The 17,627-nt window shown below is 72.0% G+C and carries 14 protein-coding genes; 12 read left to right on the top strand and 2 right to left on the bottom strand.

All coding sequences use genetic code 11. The annotated features are described in order from the left end of the window. Positions 1-31: 31 nt before the first annotated feature. Positions 32-2,215: a hypothetical protein gene (locus J2S41_RS01210; RefSeq protein WP_310361868.1), complete on the top strand. Its 2,184-nt coding sequence runs from the start codon at positions 32-34 to the stop codon at positions 2,213-2,215. Positions 2,216-2,281: 66 nt separating this feature from the next. On the opposite strand, the gene lexA is transcribed toward J2S41_RS01210, so the two are convergent. After that, the gene (lexA, locus tag J2S41_RS01215) at positions 2,282-3,061 is read right to left on the bottom strand and encodes a transcriptional repressor LexA (RefSeq protein WP_310361871.1); all 780 of its coding nucleotides are present in this window, start codon (positions 3,059-3,061) and stop codon (positions 2,282-2,284) included. Between the two features lie 483 nt (positions 3,062-3,544). Between lexA and J2S41_RS01220 the strand changes: the two genes are divergently transcribed. The 11 genes from J2S41_RS01220 (at position 3,545) to J2S41_RS01270 (ending at position 16,732) form a co-directional block, all read left to right on the top strand. Continuing rightward, positions 3,545-3,829 carry a LysM peptidoglycan-binding domain-containing protein gene (locus tag J2S41_RS01220; protein WP_310361874.1) on the top strand — a complete coding sequence of 95 codons (285 nt, stop codon included), beginning with the start codon at positions 3,545-3,547 and terminating at the stop codon, positions 3,827-3,829. Between the two features lie 271 nt (positions 3,830-4,100). After that, the gene (nrdR, locus tag J2S41_RS01225; RefSeq protein WP_310361876.1) at positions 4,101-4,637 is read left to right on the top strand and encodes a transcriptional regulator NrdR; all 537 of its coding nucleotides are present in this window, start codon (positions 4,101-4,103) and stop codon (positions 4,635-4,637) included. Positions 4,638-4,748: 111 nt separating this feature from the next. After that, positions 4,749-7,640, top strand: a complete 2,892-nt coding sequence (locus tag J2S41_RS01230) for a vitamin B12-dependent ribonucleotide reductase (RefSeq protein WP_310376227.1) — start codon at positions 4,749-4,751, stop codon at positions 7,638-7,640. Between the two features lie 310 nt (positions 7,641-7,950). After that, complete coding sequence (locus tag J2S41_RS01235; protein ID WP_310361878.1) at positions 7,951-8,754, top strand: hypothetical protein; 804 nt, start codon at positions 7,951-7,953, stop codon at positions 8,752-8,754. Positions 8,755-9,056: 302 nt separating this feature from the next. Further along, positions 9,057-10,604: a glycosyltransferase family protein gene (locus tag J2S41_RS01240; protein ID WP_310361880.1), complete on the top strand. Its 1,548-nt coding sequence runs from the start codon at positions 9,057-9,059 to the stop codon at positions 10,602-10,604. Positions 10,605-10,606: 2 nt separating this feature from the next. Next, entirely contained in the window at positions 10,607-11,926 is a 1,320-nt protein-coding gene (locus J2S41_RS01245) for a glycosyltransferase family 2 protein (RefSeq protein ID WP_310361882.1), read from the top strand. Then, entirely contained in the window at positions 11,919-13,031 is a 1,113-nt protein-coding gene (locus J2S41_RS01250) for a glycoside hydrolase family 26 protein (RefSeq protein ID WP_310361884.1), read from the top strand. Before J2S41_RS01245 ends, J2S41_RS01250 begins: the two co-directional genes overlap by 8 nt. Positions 13,032-13,054: 23 nt before the next feature. Next, positions 13,055-14,566 carry a hypothetical protein gene (locus J2S41_RS01255; protein WP_310361886.1) on the top strand — a complete coding sequence of 504 codons (1,512 nt, stop codon included), beginning with the start codon at positions 13,055-13,057 and terminating at the stop codon, positions 14,564-14,566. Positions 14,567-14,664: 98 nt separating this feature from the next. Then, positions 14,665-14,994 carry a hypothetical protein gene (locus J2S41_RS01260; RefSeq protein ID WP_310361888.1) on the top strand — a complete coding sequence of 110 codons (330 nt, stop codon included), beginning with the start codon at positions 14,665-14,667 and terminating at the stop codon, positions 14,992-14,994. Positions 14,995-15,004: 10 nt separating this feature from the next. Further along, a complete protein-coding gene (locus J2S41_RS01265) occupies positions 15,005-15,562 on the top strand; it encodes an NADPH-dependent FMN reductase (protein WP_310361891.1) in 558 nt (185 codons plus the stop codon). A gap of 249 nt (positions 15,563-15,811) precedes the next feature. Beyond that, on the top strand, positions 15,812-16,732 hold the full coding sequence (locus tag J2S41_RS01270; RefSeq protein WP_310361893.1) for a DMT family transporter: 921 nt from the start codon (positions 15,812-15,814) through the stop codon (positions 16,730-16,732). Positions 16,733-16,772: 40 nt separating this feature from the next. Here J2S41_RS01270 and J2S41_RS01275 read toward each other — a convergent pair whose 3' ends face one another. Further along, entirely contained in the window at positions 16,773-17,621 is an 849-nt protein-coding gene (locus J2S41_RS01275) for a sulfurtransferase (RefSeq protein WP_310361895.1), read from the bottom strand. Between the last annotated feature and the right edge of the window lie 6 nt (positions 17,622-17,627).

The raw sequence follows: 17,627 nt of genomic DNA on the forward strand, positions 1-17,627 counted from the left end.
GATTGTTGTGGCGTTCGGGCTGGTCGCTGCCATGCCGTCGAGCGCCATCGCGGCAGCGGCCGCGGAGCCCGCGAAGGGCCAGGAGGTCTGCAAACTCTCGGACGACGTGCTCGCCGAGCTGTCCGGCATCGCCGCCTACGAGGACGGCTACTTCGTCATCAACGACAGCTCGGACAACCCCGAGGCGAGCAAGGTCTTCTACCTCGACGGCAAGTGCAAGCTCCAGGGCGGGCGCGCCATCGAGTACCCGGGAGCGCCGTCCGACACCGAGGACATGGCGCTCTCCCCGGACGGCAAGACGCTCTGGGTCGGCGACATCGGCGACAACGAGGGCAAGCGCGCGACGATCGGCCTCTTCAAGATCGACCTCGCGGCCGAGGACCCGAAGGCGGTCTACTACCCGCTGCGCTACCCCGGCGACAACGCGCCCAATGCCGAGGCGCTGCTGGTCAACGGCGACGGCACGCCGATCGTGGTGACCAAGGAGGCGGCGATCGCGCACCTCTGGGTCCCGTCCGCGCCGCTCGAGAAGACCGAGAACGGCATCGAACTCAAAGAGGCCGGCGAGTGGAAGATCCCGCTGACCGAGACCAGCACCTGGCTCGGCGTGCCGGGCCGGCTCGCGGTCACCGGCGGCGCGGTGGCGCCCGGCGGCGCGAAGGTGACCCTCCGGACGTACGCGGACGCCTTCGAGTGGGAGGTGCAGAACGGCGACGTCATCGCGGCCGTGACCTCGGGTGAACCGCGGATCACCGGGCTGCCCGACGAGTCGTTCGGTGAGGCGATCACGTACAACGGGGACGGCTCCTCGTACGTGACGGTGTCCGAGGTGTCGCCCGGCCAGCAGTTCGCGAAGGACACGCCCAAGCTGCTCAAGTACGCGCCGGCGGACAACGCGGTGCAGGCGGACGCCGCGGGTGGCGACGGCCAGGGCGACGACCGGGCGTTCTGGGAGAAGCTCTCGCTCGGCCAGATCACGGCCGCGGTCGCGTCGGTCGGCATCGTCGGCCTGCTCATGCTCGGCGGCGGCATCGCGGGCATCGTGATGTTCCGGCGCCGCAACCCGGAGCCGATCGAGGACGAGTCGCCGCTCAAGAGCAAGGCGGCCGAGGGCTCCGGCGACGGCGACCCGGAGCGGAGCGGCGGCATCGGCCCGGAGTCCTCCGGGGCGAACCGGCGGGAGCCGGCCGCCGCGGGCGCGGGGTACGGCGGTGCCGCCCGGTCCGGTGGCGTCTACGGCGGCGGCCCGGCGGGCATGAGCGGCGGCGGGTCCGGCGCGGTGTACGGCGGCAACGGCTCGGGCAGCGGCGCGGCGCGCAGCGGTGGCGTGTACGGCGGCGGCCCGGCCGGGATGAACGGTGGCGGGTCCGGCGCGGTCTCGGGCGCGGTCTACGGCGCCGGCGGCAAGGCCGAGGGCCCGGGCGGCGGCAAGGCCGGCGGAGGCAAGGCCGGCGGCGTGTACGGCGGTGGCCCGGCCGGGATGAACGGCGGCGGGTCCGGCGCGGTCTACGGCGCCGGCGGACGCGGTGCCGCTCCCGGAGGTCCCGGCGGTGGCCAGGGCCGTGGCGGTCAGGGCGGTCCCCGTGGCGGTCGTGGTCCGCAGGATCCGCAGCAGAGCGGTGGCGTGTACGGCGGCGGCCCGGCCGGGATGAACGGTGGCGGGTCCGGCGCGGTCTACGGCGCGGGCGGGCAGAGCGGCGGCGGCCAGGGCCGAGGCGGTCAGGGCGGCCCTCGCGGCGGCGGCCCCGGTGGCGGCGGCCCGCGCGGCGGCGGTTCAGGCGCTCAGGGCGGTGGCCCGCGCGGCGGCGGTCAGGGCGGTCCCGGCGCTCAGGGGGGACCGGGCGGTCCGCGCGGCGGCCAGGGCGGAGCTCCCGGTGGCGGCCCGCGCGCCGGCGGTCCCGGCGGCCCGCGCGCCGGGAGTTCCGGCGGCCCGCGTGGCGGCGCGCCTCGCGGCCCGCAGCAGAGCGGCGGCAATCCGGTGCAGAGCGGCGGAAATCCGATGCAGTCCGGTGGTCATCCGCAGGGCGGCGGGCGCGGTCGTCCCCCGCGCCAGGGCGGCGGTGGCGGCGTGTACGGCGGCGGCCCGGCCGGCATGAACGGCGGCGGCTCCGGCGCGGTCTACGGCGGTGCCGAGGACAGCGGCGGTCACGACCGCCGGGACGGCCGGCGCGGCGACTATCCGCAGAACCCGCCGTACGACGATCGCCGGCGCTGAGCCGGAACGGCGGAAATCCGGGGTGTGGTCCCCACGGCCAACGGAGCCCACACCCCGGACGTTCCCTCAGATGCGGCGCAGCACCGCCACGACGCGGCCGATGATGGACGCGTCGTCGCCCGGGATCGGGTCGAACGCCGGGTTCGCCGGCATCAGCCACACGTGCCCGTCGCGGCGGCGGTAGGTCTTCACCGTCGCCTCGCCGTCCAGCATGGCGGCGACGATCTCACCGGAGTCCGCGGTCGGCTGCTGCCGGACCACGACCCAGTCACCGTCGCAGATCGCGGCGTCGATCATCGAGTCGCCCTTGACCTTCAGCATGAAGACCTCGCCCTCGCCGACCAGCTCGCGCGGCAGCGGGAAGACCTCCTCGACCGCCTGCTCCGCGAGGATCGGGCCACCGGCGGCGATCCGGCCCAGCATCGGCACGAACGCGGGCGTGGGCCGCTGCGCGCGGGCCGCCTCGTCGTCCATCAGGTCGCTGGGCGGGCGCACGTCCACGGCGCGCGGCCGGTTCGGGTCGCGGCGCAGGAAGCCCTTCCGCTCGAGCTCCTTCAGCTGGTACGCCACGGAGGACGGGGAGACGAGCCCGACCGCCTCGCCGATCTCGCGCACGCTCGGCGGGTAGCCGTACTTCTCCACCCACTCGCGGATGAACTCGAGGATTTTGCGCTGCCGCGCGGTCAGGTCGGCGGAGACCAGGTCGGGAAAGCTGCTGACCGGCTGCACCGGCCGCAGGTGCGGGGCCGAGGCCCGTTGCCGCCCGGCGCCGCGCTTGCCCCCGGAGGGCGCGCTCTTGCCCTGCTGCTCCTGCTCCGGATGCTTGCTCCGGTCGTCGGTTGACACGTCCGTCCTCCCTGGTCGGTGAGTGCCTCGCGGCACCTGGTGCTGAATGCGCGGTTGGGGAAGTGCGCACAAACCACCACTCGGTAGGGGAGTAGCCCGACGATCCGCAACCGGCGAGCGCCGGGCGCGGGTCGGCGGAACAGTCCCGCCGGAACCGGATTGGGGAAGCCGGTCGGCGTGGTGACCCCTCTGTGCGCAAACGGTAGTGGTGAAATCCCACTTCTTCAAACATCTGTACGAGATCGGTGCGGCGTGTCGCGCTTTCGAGTCTCGACATCCGTACGCATGTTCTGGTAGACCTTCGTACGTCCGTTCTATCGAACCCTTGTTCGAGTAAGATCATCTTTGCTGGGGGGTCCCGTGGCCGGGACGGTTTCCACCTCGGCGTTCTCCGCGTCCGCGGTGAGCGCCCCCACCAGGGCGGCGATCGGTTGGGGGACCGAGCGCCAGGCCCGTCCGCGTCGCGCTCCGGGGAAGAGGCCGTTGCGCCTCACCCGGCGCGGCCGGATCGTCCGCATGATCGCGCTGATCGCACTGGCCTGGGTGGCGGTCGGCGTGCTCGCCGCCACCGCGTCGCACGCGGAGCGCGAGACCGGCCCGCTGCCGACCGCGGTGGTGGGTCGGCACGACACGCTGTGGGACATCGCGGCGCGGCACCGTCCCAGCCGCGATCCGTTCGCCATGGTGGAGGAGATCCGGAAGCTCAACGATCTGCCCGACTACACCGTTCATCCCGGCCAGGAACTGCGACTTCCGCGCGGGCGGTAACCGGGGTCCCACGAGGCGTGTTGAGACCGCAGGCACAGTTGTGACCGATGCGGCGGGTGAGCTTGCATCTGTGGCGTGGGGGGCCTACGGTCACAACATCTAGTAGTGACACGGGTGTAAGTCATCAACTGGTAGGGGTCCTCGCCCTCACCTTCCCGGCCTGTTCACCACAGCGGCCGCCCGGCGCAACCGGGCGTTTCGCTGCGGTTCGGCGTGCGCGGGGTAAGGCTGGAGGGGAGCCGGCCCGACCGCGGGGGAGGGGGCGCTCGACATGCGCTGTCCGTATTGCCGGCACGCCGACTCCCGGGTGGTCGACTCCCGCGAGGCCGATGACGGGCAACTGATCCGCAGGCGGCGGTCGTGCCCGGAGTGCGGCAAGCGGTTCACCACGGTCGAGGAGGCGGTTCTCGCGGTGGTGAAGCGCAGCGGCGTGACCGAGCCGTTCAGCCGGACGAAGATCGCTAACGGCGTGCGCAAGGCCTGCCAGGGCCGCCCGGTCACGGAGGACGCGCTGGCGCTGCTCGCCCAGCGGGTGGAGGACGCGGTGCGGTCGCGCGGTGCGGCCGAGATCCCGAGCAACGAGGTCGGTCTCGCGATCCTCGGCCCGCTCCGGGAGCTTGACGTGGTGGCCTACCTGCGGTTCGCCAGCGTCTACCGGTCGTTCGACTCGCTGGGGGACTTCGAGCGGGAGATCGAGGCGCTGCGCGCGGAGGCGTTGGCGCGCGAGGCCGAGATCGAGCAGGGCGCGGACGGCGGCGCAGCCACGACGGGCACCGATCGGGAGCCGGTCGTCAGCCGTACCGTCTGAGGGTTTTCGAGGTTTGAGAAAGTCGCGGCGACGGGCCGCGCCAACCGAGGGGGAAGCACATTGGCCGGGGACAACGCGTCCACGAGCAGCGCGACGACGGGTAAGGGGCGGATCCGGGCGTCGCAGGGCAATCCTTCGGCTCCCAAGGAGCCGAAGGAGCCCAAGGGCCTCACGGTCGAGCGGGTCTGGACGACCGAGGGCGTCCACCCGTACGACGAGGTCGAGTGGGAGCGTCGCGACGTCGTCATGACCAACTGGCGGGACGGCTCGATCAACTTCGAGCAGCGCGGCGTGGAGTACCCGACGTCGTGGAGCGTCAACGCGGCGAACATCGTGACCACGAAGTACTTCCGCGGCGCGGTGGGGACCCCGGCGCGTGAGTGGTCGCTGAAGCAGCTCATCGACCGGGTCGCGAAGACGTATCGCGCCGCGGGCGAAAAGTACGGCTATTTCGCGACGTCGGCCGATGCCGAGATCTTCGAGCACGAGCTGACCTGGATGCTGCTGCACCAGGTGTTCAGCTTCAACTCGCCGGTCTGGTTCAACGTCGGCACCGCGTCGCCGCAGCAGGTCAGCGCGTGCTTCATCCTCTCCGTCGACGACTCGATGGACTCCATCCTGGACTGGTACAAGGAGGAGGGGCTGATCTTCAAGGGCGGCTCCGGCTCCGGCGTGAACCTCTCCCGGATCCGTTCCTCCAAGGAACTGCTCTCCAGCGGAGGCACCGCCTCCGGCCCGGTCAGCTTCATGCGCGGCGCGGACGCGTCCGCCGGCACCATCAAGTCGGGCGGCGCCACCCGGCGCGCGGCCAAGATGGTCATCCTCGACATCGACCACCCGGACATCGAGGAGTTCGTCGAGACCAAGGCGCGCGAGGAGGACAAGATCCGCGCGCTGCGGGACGCCGGCTTCGACATGGACCTGGGCGGCGCCGACATCGTCAGCGTGCAGTACCAGAACGCGAACAACTCGGTCCGCGTCTCGGACGAGTTCATGACCGCGGTGGAGAACGGCACCGAGTTCGGCCTGCGTGGCCGCCTCGACGGCAGCGTCATCTCGACGATCGACGCGAAGGGCCTGTTCCGCAAGGTCGCGCTGGCCGCGTGGGAGTGCGCCGACCCGGGCATCCAGTACGACGACACGATCAACGACTGGCACACGAACCCGGAGACCGGCCGGATCACCGCGTCCAACCCGTGCTCGGAGTACATGTCGCTGGACGACTCGTCCTGCAACCTGGCCTCGCTGAACCTGATGAAGTTCCTCAAGGACGACGGCGGCTTCGAGATCGAGAAGTTCGTCAAGTCGGTCGAGTTCATCATCACCGCGATGGACATCTCGATCTGCTTCGCCGACTTCCCGACCGAGCGGATCGGCGCCACCACCCGGGCGTACCGTCAGCTGGGCATCGGGTACGCGAACATCGGCGCGCTGCTGATGGCGTCCGGCCTGCCCTACGACTCGGACGGCGGCCGCACCGTCGCCGCGGCCATCACCTCGTTGATGACCGGTACGGCGTACCGCCGCTCGGCCGAGCTGGCCGGCATCGTCGGCGCGTACGACGGCTACGCCCGCAACGCCAAGGCGCACCAGCGCGTCATGCGCAAGCACGCCGCGGCGAACGACGACATAAGGGCGTTCAGCACGGTCTCCGACGCGATCCGCGAGGCGGCCGGCGAGCAGTGGACGCTGGGCAACCGGATCGGCGAGAAGAACGGCTGGCGCAACGCGCAGGCCTCCGTGCTCGCACCGACCGGCACCATCGGCCTGATGATGGACTGCGACACCACCGGCATCGAGCCGGACCTGGCGCTCGTCAAGTTCAAGAAGCTGGTCGGCGGCGGCTCGATGCAGATCGTCAACCAGACGGTCCCGCGCGCGCTGCGCAGCATCGGCTACCAGGAGGAGCAGATCGAGGCCATCGTCGAGCACATCGGCGAGCACGGCCACGTGATCGACGCGCCCGGCCTGAAGAAGGAGCACTACTCGATCTTCGACTGCGCGATGGGCGCGCGGTCCATCTCCCCGATGGGCCACGTGCGGATGATGGCGGCCGTCCAGCCGTTCATCTCCGGCGCCATCTCGAAGACCGTCAACATGCCGGAGGACGCGACGGTCGAGGAGGTCGAGGAGGTCTACTTCCAGGGCTGGAAGCTCGGCCTCAAGGCGCTCGCGATCTACCGCGACAACTGCAAGGTCGGCCAGCCGCTCTCCGCGATGAAGAAGGAGACCCCGGCCGCCGAGGCACCGGCCCCCGTGGTCGAGAAGGTCGTGGAGAAGGTCGTCGAGTACCGCCCGGTCCGCAAGCGCCTGCCGAAGAAGCGCTCCTCGCAGACCGTGTCGTACTCGGTCGCCGGCGCCGAGGGCTACCTCACCGCCTCCGGCTACCCCGACGGCGGCCTCGGCGAGGTCTTCCTGAAGATGTCGAAGCAGGGCTCCACGCTCGCCGGCGTGATGGACGCCTTCTCGGTGGCCATCTCGATAGGGCTTCAGCACGGCGTCCCGCTGGAGACGTTCGTCAGCAAGTTCACCAACATGCGCTTCGAGCCGGCCGGCATGACCGACGACCCGGACATCCGCATGGCCTCCTCGGTGATGGACTACATCTTCCGCCGCCTGGCGCTGGACTACCTCGACTTCGAGACCCGCTCCGAGCTGGGCATCCTGACCGCACGCGAGCGCGCGGCCCAGGTCCAGGCCGAGCAGGACGCCGCCGTCGACCTGGCCGGCATGGCCGCCTCGGCCCCGGTCCCCACCAAGGCCCCGGAGCCGGTCGTCGCCGAGCCGGTCCTCCCGGTCGCCGCCGAGCCGGCCAAGCCCGCCGAGACCAAGGTCCCGGCTCAGCCCGCGCCGGTCACGGCCCGCACCTCGACCGAGCTCCTCGAGCTGGTCCAGGGCCGCTCCGCCGACGCTCCGCTCTGCTTCACCTGCGGCACCAAGATGCGCCCCGCCGGCAGCTGCTACGTCTGCGAGGGCTGCGGCTCCACCTCCGGCTGCAGCTGAACCAGCACGTCGTAACACCTAAGATGCCTCCCACCCGCTTCCGGGTGGGAGGCATCTGCCTTCCGGGTGTGCGTCGTCCTTCTCGCCCGCCGAGGAGCTCTCTCGCGCAGAGGCGATCTCCGTTTGACCCGCGGGCGGCGGCGCGGCGCGCGGCGGCCGGATCGTGCGCGGTGCTCGAAGGGAACCGCCTGCGGTGCCGGTTCCCGGCCTCGCACGTCAGTGCCCACGCCTCACCGAGGGTGACCGTGGTTGCGCGACTGATCTAGCCTGCGTTGCGTTGATCGAGGTCCTGCTACCGAAAGTGACGCACGTGAAGTCTGTGAAGATCACCATCGCCATCCTGTCCGCGGCCACCGTCCTGGGCGTCGCCGCCGGGTGCGGGGGGAGCGGTGACGCCGGTGGAACGGGTACGCCGGCGGCGGGCGGGACGACCGCGGCCGCGCCCGCGACCACGCCGGCCGATCCGAAGGAGGCGTTCCTCGGCGCGTTCGCGGCGCTGAACGAGCGGCACTTCGCGTACACGCTGACGCTGGACGAGACGAAGGCCTCCGGCGTCATGCACGCGCCGTCGACGTCGTCGCGCAGCGTGTCCGAGGGCGAGCTGGAGGGCACGAAGTTCAGCACCGAGACCGTGTACGCGGGCGGCAAGGCGTTCGTGAAGCTGGACTTCGGCGCGGCCAACGCCAACATCGGCATCGACCCGGCGACCTGGTACGAGCTGGACCTGAACGTGGCCAAGCAGCTGAACTACACGTTCGAGCAGCAGTCGCCGATCCAGCCGAGCTTCTCCACGTCGATCGCCTCGGTGGAGCGGGACGGGGACGACGCGTTCACCGGCGCGTTCGACTTCGCGGCCGCCACGAAGGGCAACCCGAGCGCGCAGACCAAGTCGCTGGTGCAGATGCTCGGCGACGCCGCGAAGTCGGCGACGTTCGACGCGCACCTGGACGACCAGGGGCGCATCGCCGAACTGGTGTTCACGATCGCGAAGACGGACAAGACGCCGGAGATCAAGCAGACGCTGACGTTCACCGAGTACGGCACGGCCGCGGCGCCCGAGGTGCCGACGAACGCGCAGCCCGCCCCGGCCTCGCTGAACAACCTCTACAAGTGACCCCTGCGGTGGCGGAGGCGGCACGGGCGGCCTCCGCCACCTCGGCATTGCATAAAGATTCGATGACGAACCATTACGACAAATCGTCCAGATAACGCGTAAAGGCCGCGGCGCATCACGGATCGTGGCCGTGATTTGACGCTCTGACGAATTATCGAGGCTCGATGCTCGGAGCCGGTCGACCGGGACGGTTACCCTCGTGCGGAACCGTGGCACGGCATCAAGGCAGGCGAAAAGCGCGACGATGCCGCACGGTCGCTATCGGCGGGCCAGACGGGGGCCCCCGCTCGGTAAAGGTGACCATGCAGAACAGCGATCAGGACACCGTTCTTCTGCCGAAGATACGGTTCCCGGACCTCGATGAGGACGGCGACGGAGACGAGCGCCCGGACGCCTGGTCGGCGCCGGACGGCGAGGGACCGGCACGGCGCGCGCTGACCACGGTCGCGTGGCTGCTGCCGATGCTCGCCATGGCGGCGCTCGGCATGGTCCGGCTCACGTGGAGCAGCCTCTCCGCGGACGAGCTCGGCTACTGGGCGTTCGTGACCACGCCCTGGGACGAGGCGCTGGACCTGCTCGGCGAGCTGGACTCCGGCACCGTCCCGTACCACGTGGCGCTCAAGGCGTACGCGATGGCCGCCGGCACCTCGGATCTGGCGCTGCGCGCGCCGTCGGCGCTGTTCATGGCGCTGGCCGCGGCGCTGGTGGCGGGCCTCGGCGCGCGCCTGACCCGGCCGCGCACCGGCTTCACCGCGGGCATCCTGTTCGTGATCGTGCCGGGCGTGACCCGGTTCGGCCAGGAGATCGGCCCGACCGCGGCCGCGGCGTTCCTGACCGCACTGAGCACGTTGTTGCTGGTCCTGGTGCTGGACCGGGGGACCGGCTGGCGCTACACCGGGTACGCGTTCACCGTCCTGCTGCTCGGCCTGACGCTGCCGGTCGCGCTGCTCGTCCTGGCGGGGCACGGCTTCGCGGTGCTGATGATGCGCCGCCGCGCGCTGCTCGGCTGGCTGCTCGCCACCGTGCTGGGCCTGGTCCCGGCGATCGGCTCGATCGTCTACCTCGGCCTGCCGACCGTCCGCATCGGACTGGACACCTCCACCGAACTGCTGGACGTGACCACGGTCGCGAGCGCGCTGTTCGGCACCGCGCTGGTCGGCGGCGCGCTGGTCGGGCTGGGCCTGATCAGCGTCTCGTTCCGCAAGCCGTCCGTCATCTACAGCTGCTGGGCGGTGATCCCGGTCGTGCTGCTCTACGCGCTGAGCCGGGTCGGCCTGAGCTGGGAGGCGCCCGCGCTCGCGTTCACGCTGGGCGGCTGGGCGCTGCTCGGCGCGCACGCGCTGCACCGCGCGCCGGTGGTGCGCGGCGTGGCGGCCGGGCTGATCCTGGCCGCGTTCTGCGTGCCGAGTCAGATCGCGGTCCGGCAGCGCGACGGGCACGGCCTGGCCAGCGCGGAACTCGGCGCGATCATCACCGGTCAGGCGCTGCGCGGCGACGTCGCGGTCTACGGCCCGGGCCCGAAGAGCGGCGCGGTCGGCCGGGACGTGGTCGCCCGATACGTACCGGCGGACATCCGCCCGGCGGACGTGCTCGCGCTGACGCCGCCGCGCACCGACGGCCGGATCGTGGTGGACGAGTGCGCGGACGTGGCGCGCTGTCTCGACGGCGCGCTGCGCGTGTGGCTGATCCGCACGGACCGCCCGGAGTCGCCGCTGACCGGCCTGCCCGCGGCCAAGGCGAACCCGCTCGGCGACCTGTACGACGTGGACCGCACGTGGTACCTGTCCGGGCTGATGCTGGTGCGGTTCACGCTCAAGCCGACCGGGCCGGACCAGGTGCGGGTCGGATAGCCATGCTCGCCTTCCTGCTGCAACTCAACGCGTGGGCGACGACCGGGCAGCTCTACCTGTTCGCGCTCTTCATGATCATGGTCTGGGGGCTGTGGCTGCTGCGCATCACGCTCGCGCGCTATTACAAGCCCTGGACCAGGCCGTACGGTACGACCACCTCCGTGATCATCCCGGTCGTGGACGAGCCGGAGCAGCTGTTCCGGGCCGTGCTGGAGCGCATCGTGGAGCAGCGGCCCACCGAGATCATCGTGGTGATCAACGGGCCGCGGAACGAGCTGCTGGAGAAGATCTGCGGGTCGATGGACGTACGGTGGGCGTGGACCGAGACGCCCGGCAAACGCAACGCGCTGCGCATCGGCGTCGGGCTGATGACCTCGGACATCGCGGTCCTGGTCGACTCCGACACGGTGTGGACGCGGGACACGCTGTCCGAGCTGATCAAGCCGTTCGCGGACGCGCGGGTCGGCGGCGTCACCACGCGCCAGCGCATCCTCGACCCCGGCCGTAGCCTGCTGACCCGCTGGGCGGACTGGCTGGAGAACGTGCGCAACGAGTACTCGATGCCGGCCATGAGCGTGCTCGGCACCGTCGGCTGCCTGCCCGGCCGGACCATCGCGTTCCGCCGGTCGATCCTGGTGCGCTCGATGGACAAGTTCCTGAGCGAGCGGTTCCTCGGCGTGTTCCTCGAGGTCAGCGACGACCGCACGCTGACCAACTACACGCTGCGGGCCGGGTACCGCACGGTCTACCAGTCGACGTCGCTGGTCTACACGGACGCGCCGACGCGGCTGGGCAAGCTGGTCCGGCAGCAGTACCGGTGGGCGCGCGGCTCGCAGTACAACACGCTGCGCATGCTGCCCTGGATGGCGCGGCACACGCCGCTGCTGGCCCTCTTCTACCTCGCCGACATCGTGGTGCCGTTCGTGCTGGTCGGCTCGTTCGTGTCGTGGGGCGTCACACTGGTCACCGGCCGGGAGGCCGCGCTCTACGACGCGCTGCCGCTGCCCGCGTCGCGGTGGGCCGCGCTCGGGATGATCCTGGCGCTCAGCGGCGTGCTCACCACGCTGTCGCTCGGGCTGCGGTTCGGGCGCCACTTCGCGTACCGGCCGAACGACCTGGCTCATCTGCCGGCGTTCATGCTGATCAACACGTTCGTGCTGATCCCGGTCCGGGTGCTCGGCTTCTTCCGGATGGCGCACAACGCGGGCTGGGGCACGCGGGCCGGCGGCTTCGCGGGGGAGAAGCGCCGCAGCCCGCTGCTGGTCGTCCCTTACCTGCTGGGCGTCCTGCTGCTCGGGATCTCGGTGGTGATCGGTGTCTGACGGGGCCGACGTCTTCAAACTCTCCGACCTGTCCCGGACGGCGCGGGAGGAGCGGCGGGGCCGCATCCGGTTCCGGGTCTGGATGACCGTGCACACGATCGCGCTGCTCGGGCTGGCCGGCTGGGTCCTGCTGCCGGAGTCGACCGGCTCCGACCTGAAGCCGATCGACTCCCGCGCCGCCGCGGCGGCCGCGATGGAGACGACGGCACCGCCCACCAAGGAGGACGTCCTCGCGATCCCGGGCGTCCGCTTCGGGCTGAGCGCGCCGCAGGTGCCGTACTCGGCCACCGAGTTGGAGCGGATCAGCGAGGCGGCCGGGTCCCGGCCCACGATGCTCCAGTTCTTCGTGAAGTGGACCGAGACGCTGCGCCCGGAGAGCATCGAGCTGGCGTACCTGGAGAACGCGCTGCCGGTCGTCTCCTGGGAGCCCTGGGCCGGGTCCGGCGCGGGCGAGGACCAGCCGGAGTACGCGCTGGCCAGGATCGCGTCCGGCGCGCACGACGACTACATCCGCGCCTTCGCCACCACGGTCCGGGACAGCGGCCTGCCGGTGGCGCTACGGTTCGCGCACGAGATGAACGGCACCTGGTACCCGTGGTCCGAGCGCCACTCCGGCAACGCCGCCGGCGACTACGTGAAGGCGTGGCGGCACGTGCACGACACGTTCCGCGAGGTCGGCGCGGACAACGTCATCTGGGTGTGGAGCCCGAACATCCTGCGCCCGGTGCCGAACGTCAGCCTGGCCGCGCTCTACCCCGGGGACGAGTACGTGGACTGGGCCGGCCTGGTCGGATACGCGGTGCGGGAGAAGACCGCGCGCGAGGTCTTCGAGCCCACGATCACCGCGATCCGGAAGATCACCGACAAGCCGTTCCTGATCACGGAGACCGGCGCGGTGGCGAGCGACCGCAAGGTCGGCTGGATCACCGACTTCTTCACCTGGCTGCCGACCCAGGAGGGACTGGTCGGCTTCGTCTGGTTCGAGTTCAGCGACGACGAGGGCGGCACCGAGGACTGGCGGTTCAGCGCGGACAGCCGGTGCGCCGCGGCGTTCAGCGCGGGAATGTCGACGTTGACGCCGGCCGCCCCGCCGCTGGGGTCCTGATAAAGCACATGATGGAGAGTTCCGTGGACCCTGGCGCCCGCGCCGTGAGCCGCCGCGCCGTCGCCCTGATCGCCGCCGCGGTCGTGGCCGTGCTGGCCGGTGGCCTGGCCGTGATCGTGTTGGTGAACCGCCCGGACGACGACCCCCCGCCGCAGCCCGTGATCGCCGGGGGCAGCACCGTGACGGTCGACGCCGCGCGGGACCTGGGGCCGTTCGGCAACCCGGCCGGCTTCCAGAACCAGAGCGGGCCCGAGGAGCCGCTCGGCTCGGCCGACCTGGACCGGGTCGCGCGGCTGGAGCCGCAGGTGGTGCGCGCGTGGTTCAAGCCGCACATGTACTACGACCACGAGGCGACGACGTTCGACTTCGACTTCGCCACCGGCAACGGCGACAGCGCCTACGACTACTACGACCAGGTCGCCGCGCAGGGCGAGTCGATCATCGGCAACTTCGACCAGTGCGACCAGGTGCTGATGCGGCTGGACCGCACCGAGGACTGCCGCTGGGTGCTGAAGGCCGGCCTGCTCCACTACAAGAAGCGGTACCCGTCGCTGCGGTACATCGAGGTGTTCAACGAGCCGGACAAGACCTGGAAGCCGAGCGCGATCGAGCAGCCGGCGATGTCGCTGGACGACTACTACCGCTGGTACCAGGTCGCGTACCGGGTGGTGAACGAGGTCAACGACGAGCTGGCGCCGGACGTGCCGCTGGAGATCGGCGGTCCCTCGTCGTACACGTTCAACGAGGACTTCCTGACCGGCTTCCTCGACCGGTACGTCCGGGACGGCGACCCGGACAAGAGGTTCGCGTTCATCTCCTATCACCAGTACGCCCAGCGTGAGCGCCCGGCGACGGTGGCCCGGGAGCGCGAGATCGTCCGCGGCTGGATGCGGGAGCGGAAGCTGGACGAGGACCGGCCGGTGTTCGTCACCGAGTACGGCATCTTCCCCGGTGCGAACACCGGCACCACGTTCGAGGCGGACCTGCTCACGCACGCCGCCGGCATGGCCACGCTGGGCCGCTACTACGCGTACAGCGGCACCGACATGTACCTGCACTGGGTGTACGACCACCTGGAGAACGAGCGGAAGTCGATGTTCGTGGACGACGTCGACGGCGGCGTCTACCCGTACTACAACCTGGTCCTGATGCAGCGCATGCTGGCCACCCGGCTGGTGCCGGCCGAGTCCGACGCGGTGACGGACACCGGCATCGGCGTGTCCGCGGTCGCCACCACCGAGGACCGGAAGGTGGCGGTGCTGCTGACCAACTACCAGTGGACGACCGGCGCGGCCGAGCACGACGTGACGCTCGCGCTGCGGAACCTGCCGGCCACGCTGACCGCGGGCGAGGTCACGGTGGAGCGGTACCTGGTCGACGCGCGGACCAGCAACCGCACGTCCAACCCGCTGGGTCAGGACCTGCAGCGGGTGGAGCGGTACGACACCAGGCTCACCGCGTCCGCGGACCTGGGCCTGCACCTCGGCGTCAACGCCATGTCGCTGGTGGTGATCACGCCCAAGGGCGCTCGGTAACGTTCGCGCACCTGGACGGGCGGTCGACCGCGATCACGGCGTACCCCCGGCGGCTCGTCAGGTGCGGCCTGGGACTCGGCGCGCTGCTGGTGCTCGTGATGGCCGTGCTCGCGCCGGACCTGCTGGCCGTGCGGCGCGGACTGCCCGGCGCGATCCCGGTCGCGGTGATCTGCGGCGCCGCCGGGACCGCGCTGCCGGTGGTCGTGCCGCGCGCGGCCGCGTGCTGGCAACCCGGCGGCCCGCCCTGGCCCGCGCTGGCGCGCGCCGCCGCGTCCCGGTCCGGCACCGACCCGCGCGGCTCACTGCTGCCGGTGGCCGGGCTCGGCGTGGCCGGGGCGTGCACCTGGCAGCTGCCGCCGCCGGCGATTCCCGCGTTCGGCTGCCTGCTGATCGCCGCGCTCGCGGTGGAACGCCGGCCACGTCTCTAGGCTGGACGCCGTGCCCACACTGACCGTGATCATCGCCAGCACCCGCCCCGGCCGCGCCGGCACGCCCGTCGCCCGCTGGGTCGTCGACCGCGCCGAGGCGCACGGCGGCTTCGACGTCCGCGTCGCCGACCTCGCGGAGATCAACCTGCCGCTGCTGGACGAGCCGAACCACCCCCGCCTCCGCCGGTACGAGCACGAGCACACCAGGGCGTGGAGCGCGCTCGTCGACGCCTCCGACGCGTTCGTGATCGTCACGCCGGAGTACAACCACGGGTATCCCGCGCCGCTCAAGAACGCGCTCGACTACCTGCACGCGGAGTGGGCGCACAAGGCGGTCGGCCTGGTCAGCTACGGCGCCGTGGCCGGTGGCGTGCGATCGGTGCAGGCGCTGAAGCCGGTGCTGCAGTACCTGAAGATGATCCCGGCCGGCGAAGGCGTGATCATCCCGTTCGTGGCCCGGCACATCGTCGACGGTGCGCTGCAGCCGACGCCCGCGCTCGAGCAGTCCGCGACCGCGATGCTGGACGAGCTGCGGCGCCTGGAGGCCACGCTGCGCCCGCTGCGCTGACGCGCCGGCCACCTGGTGAAATCCGGCTGCGGCGCCGGCCGGAGATCGCCTACCGTGCCGGTCATGCGTTTGTACCCGTGTTCCCCGCCGGTCGCCCGCTGAGCGGGCGACCCTAAGGGCCTCTCCGGCCCCGGCCCGCCGCGAGCGCCTTCGGCGTGCGCGCGGCGGATGGTCGCTGCCCTCGTTTCGCAGCCCTGATCCGACCATCCGCAGTGGAGCATCCGCATGTCCTGCACACAGACGTCCCACATGTCCACCCCTTCGCCGATGCCGCGGGTCCCGGCCTGGCGCGGCATGGCGCTGATCGCGCTGGCCGCCGTCGCCTGGGGAACCGGTGGCGCGGTCGCCGCCGTCCTCTACCGCACCAGCGGCCTCGGTCCGATCGCCGTCTCCTACTGGCGCTTCCTCATCGGCGCCGTCGCGCTCGCGGTCTACGTGAGCCTCCGCCGCACGCGCCGCGTGCCGCGCGATCCCGCCCGGCGGTACCGGCGGCTGCTCGCGGTGCTCGCCACCGGCGCCGGGCTCGCCGTCTACCAGTCCGCGTTCTACCTCTCCATCGCGCACTCCGGCCTGGCCGTGGCCACCGTGGTCACGCTCGGCGCCGGCCCGATCCTGATCGCCATCGGCGCCCGCGCGTTCCTCGCCGAGCGCCTCGGCCACGCCGGCGCCGCCGCCATCACGCTGGCCCTCTCCGGCCTGGTCGCGCTCTCCCTGGACGGCGGCGCCACCGGCCCGAACCCCGCGCTCGGCCTCGCCTGCGCGCTGCTCTCCGCGCTCGGCTACGCCGTGGTCACCCTGGTCGGCCGCACCGCGGACGCCGCCGGCGACCCGTTCCGGACGTCACTGTCCGGCTTCCTGGTCGGCGGCGTGGTGCTGACCCCGTTCGCGCTGGCCGAGGGCGTGCTCCCCACGGCCGGCGGGCTCGGGGTGACCATCGGCTGGCTGCTCTACCTGGGCGTGGTCGCCAGCGCGCTGGCCTACGGCCTGTTCTTCGCCGGCCTGGCCCACGTCAGCGCCACCACCGCCGCGATCGTCACGCTGCTCGAACCGGTCGCGGCGGCGATCCTCGCGGTCGGCTTCCTCGGCGAGCACCTGTCGCCCGCGGTCCTGACCGGCATGCTCCTCCTGGTCGGCGCCGTGGCGGTGCTCACCCGCCCGGCCCGCCGCTGACGCGCGCCGACGGCGGAGCCGCCCCGGCGGCTCCGCCTTCTCACTCCGCGCCCGTGGCCCGCGGCCGCGCCGAATCCGTGATCCACTCGCTCCACGAGCCCACGTAGAGCGCCGCGTCCGGCCGCCCGGCCAGATGCAGCGCCAGCACCGTGTGCGCGGCCGTGACACCGCTGCCGCAGTACGCCCCGACCGCGCCGGCGTCCGCCGTCACGCCGGCCGCCGCGAACCGGTCCCGCAACCGGCCGGGCGCCAGGAACCGGCCGTCCGCACCGGTGTTCCCCGCGGTCGGCACGTTGACCGCGCCCGGGATGTGCCCGGCCGCCGCGTCCACCGGCTCCACCTCGCCGCGGTACCGCTCCGGCGCCCGCGCGTCGATCAGCACGCCACCCGCCGCGACCGTGGCCGCGCCGGCCGCGTCCAGCACCGGCAGGCCACCGGGCCGTACCGTGAAGTCCCCGGCGTCCACGGCCGGCTCCTCCGACGTGACCTCGAACCCGCCGGACCGCCATGCCCGGAAGCCGCCGTCCAGTACCCGTACGTCCGGATGCCCGGCCCAGCGCAGCGTCCACCAGGTGCGGGCCGCCGCCCACTGGTCGCCGTCGTCGTAGACCACCACCGGCCGGGAACCGGACACCCCGGCCGCGCGCAGCACGTCCTGCAACGCGGCGGGCGCGGGCAGCGGATGGCGGCCCTGCTCGCCGGGCGGCCCGCAGAGCGAGGTGTCCAGATCGACGAAGACCGCGCCGGGCGCGTGCCCGGCCAGGTAGTCGTCGTGGCCGGGCGGTCCGGCGAGACGCCAGCGCACGTCCAGCAGCGTCGGAGCCGCCCCGGAACGCAGCAGCGCCGCGAGGGCCGGGGCATCGATGAGGAGATCGTCCGGTAGGGTCACAATCTC

Origin of the sequence: Catenuloplanes atrovinosus (assembly GCF_031458235.1) — a bacterium.
In the GTDB taxonomy this organism is placed as follows: Bacteria; Actinomycetota; Actinomycetes; order Mycobacteriales; family Micromonosporaceae; genus Catenuloplanes; species Catenuloplanes atrovinosus.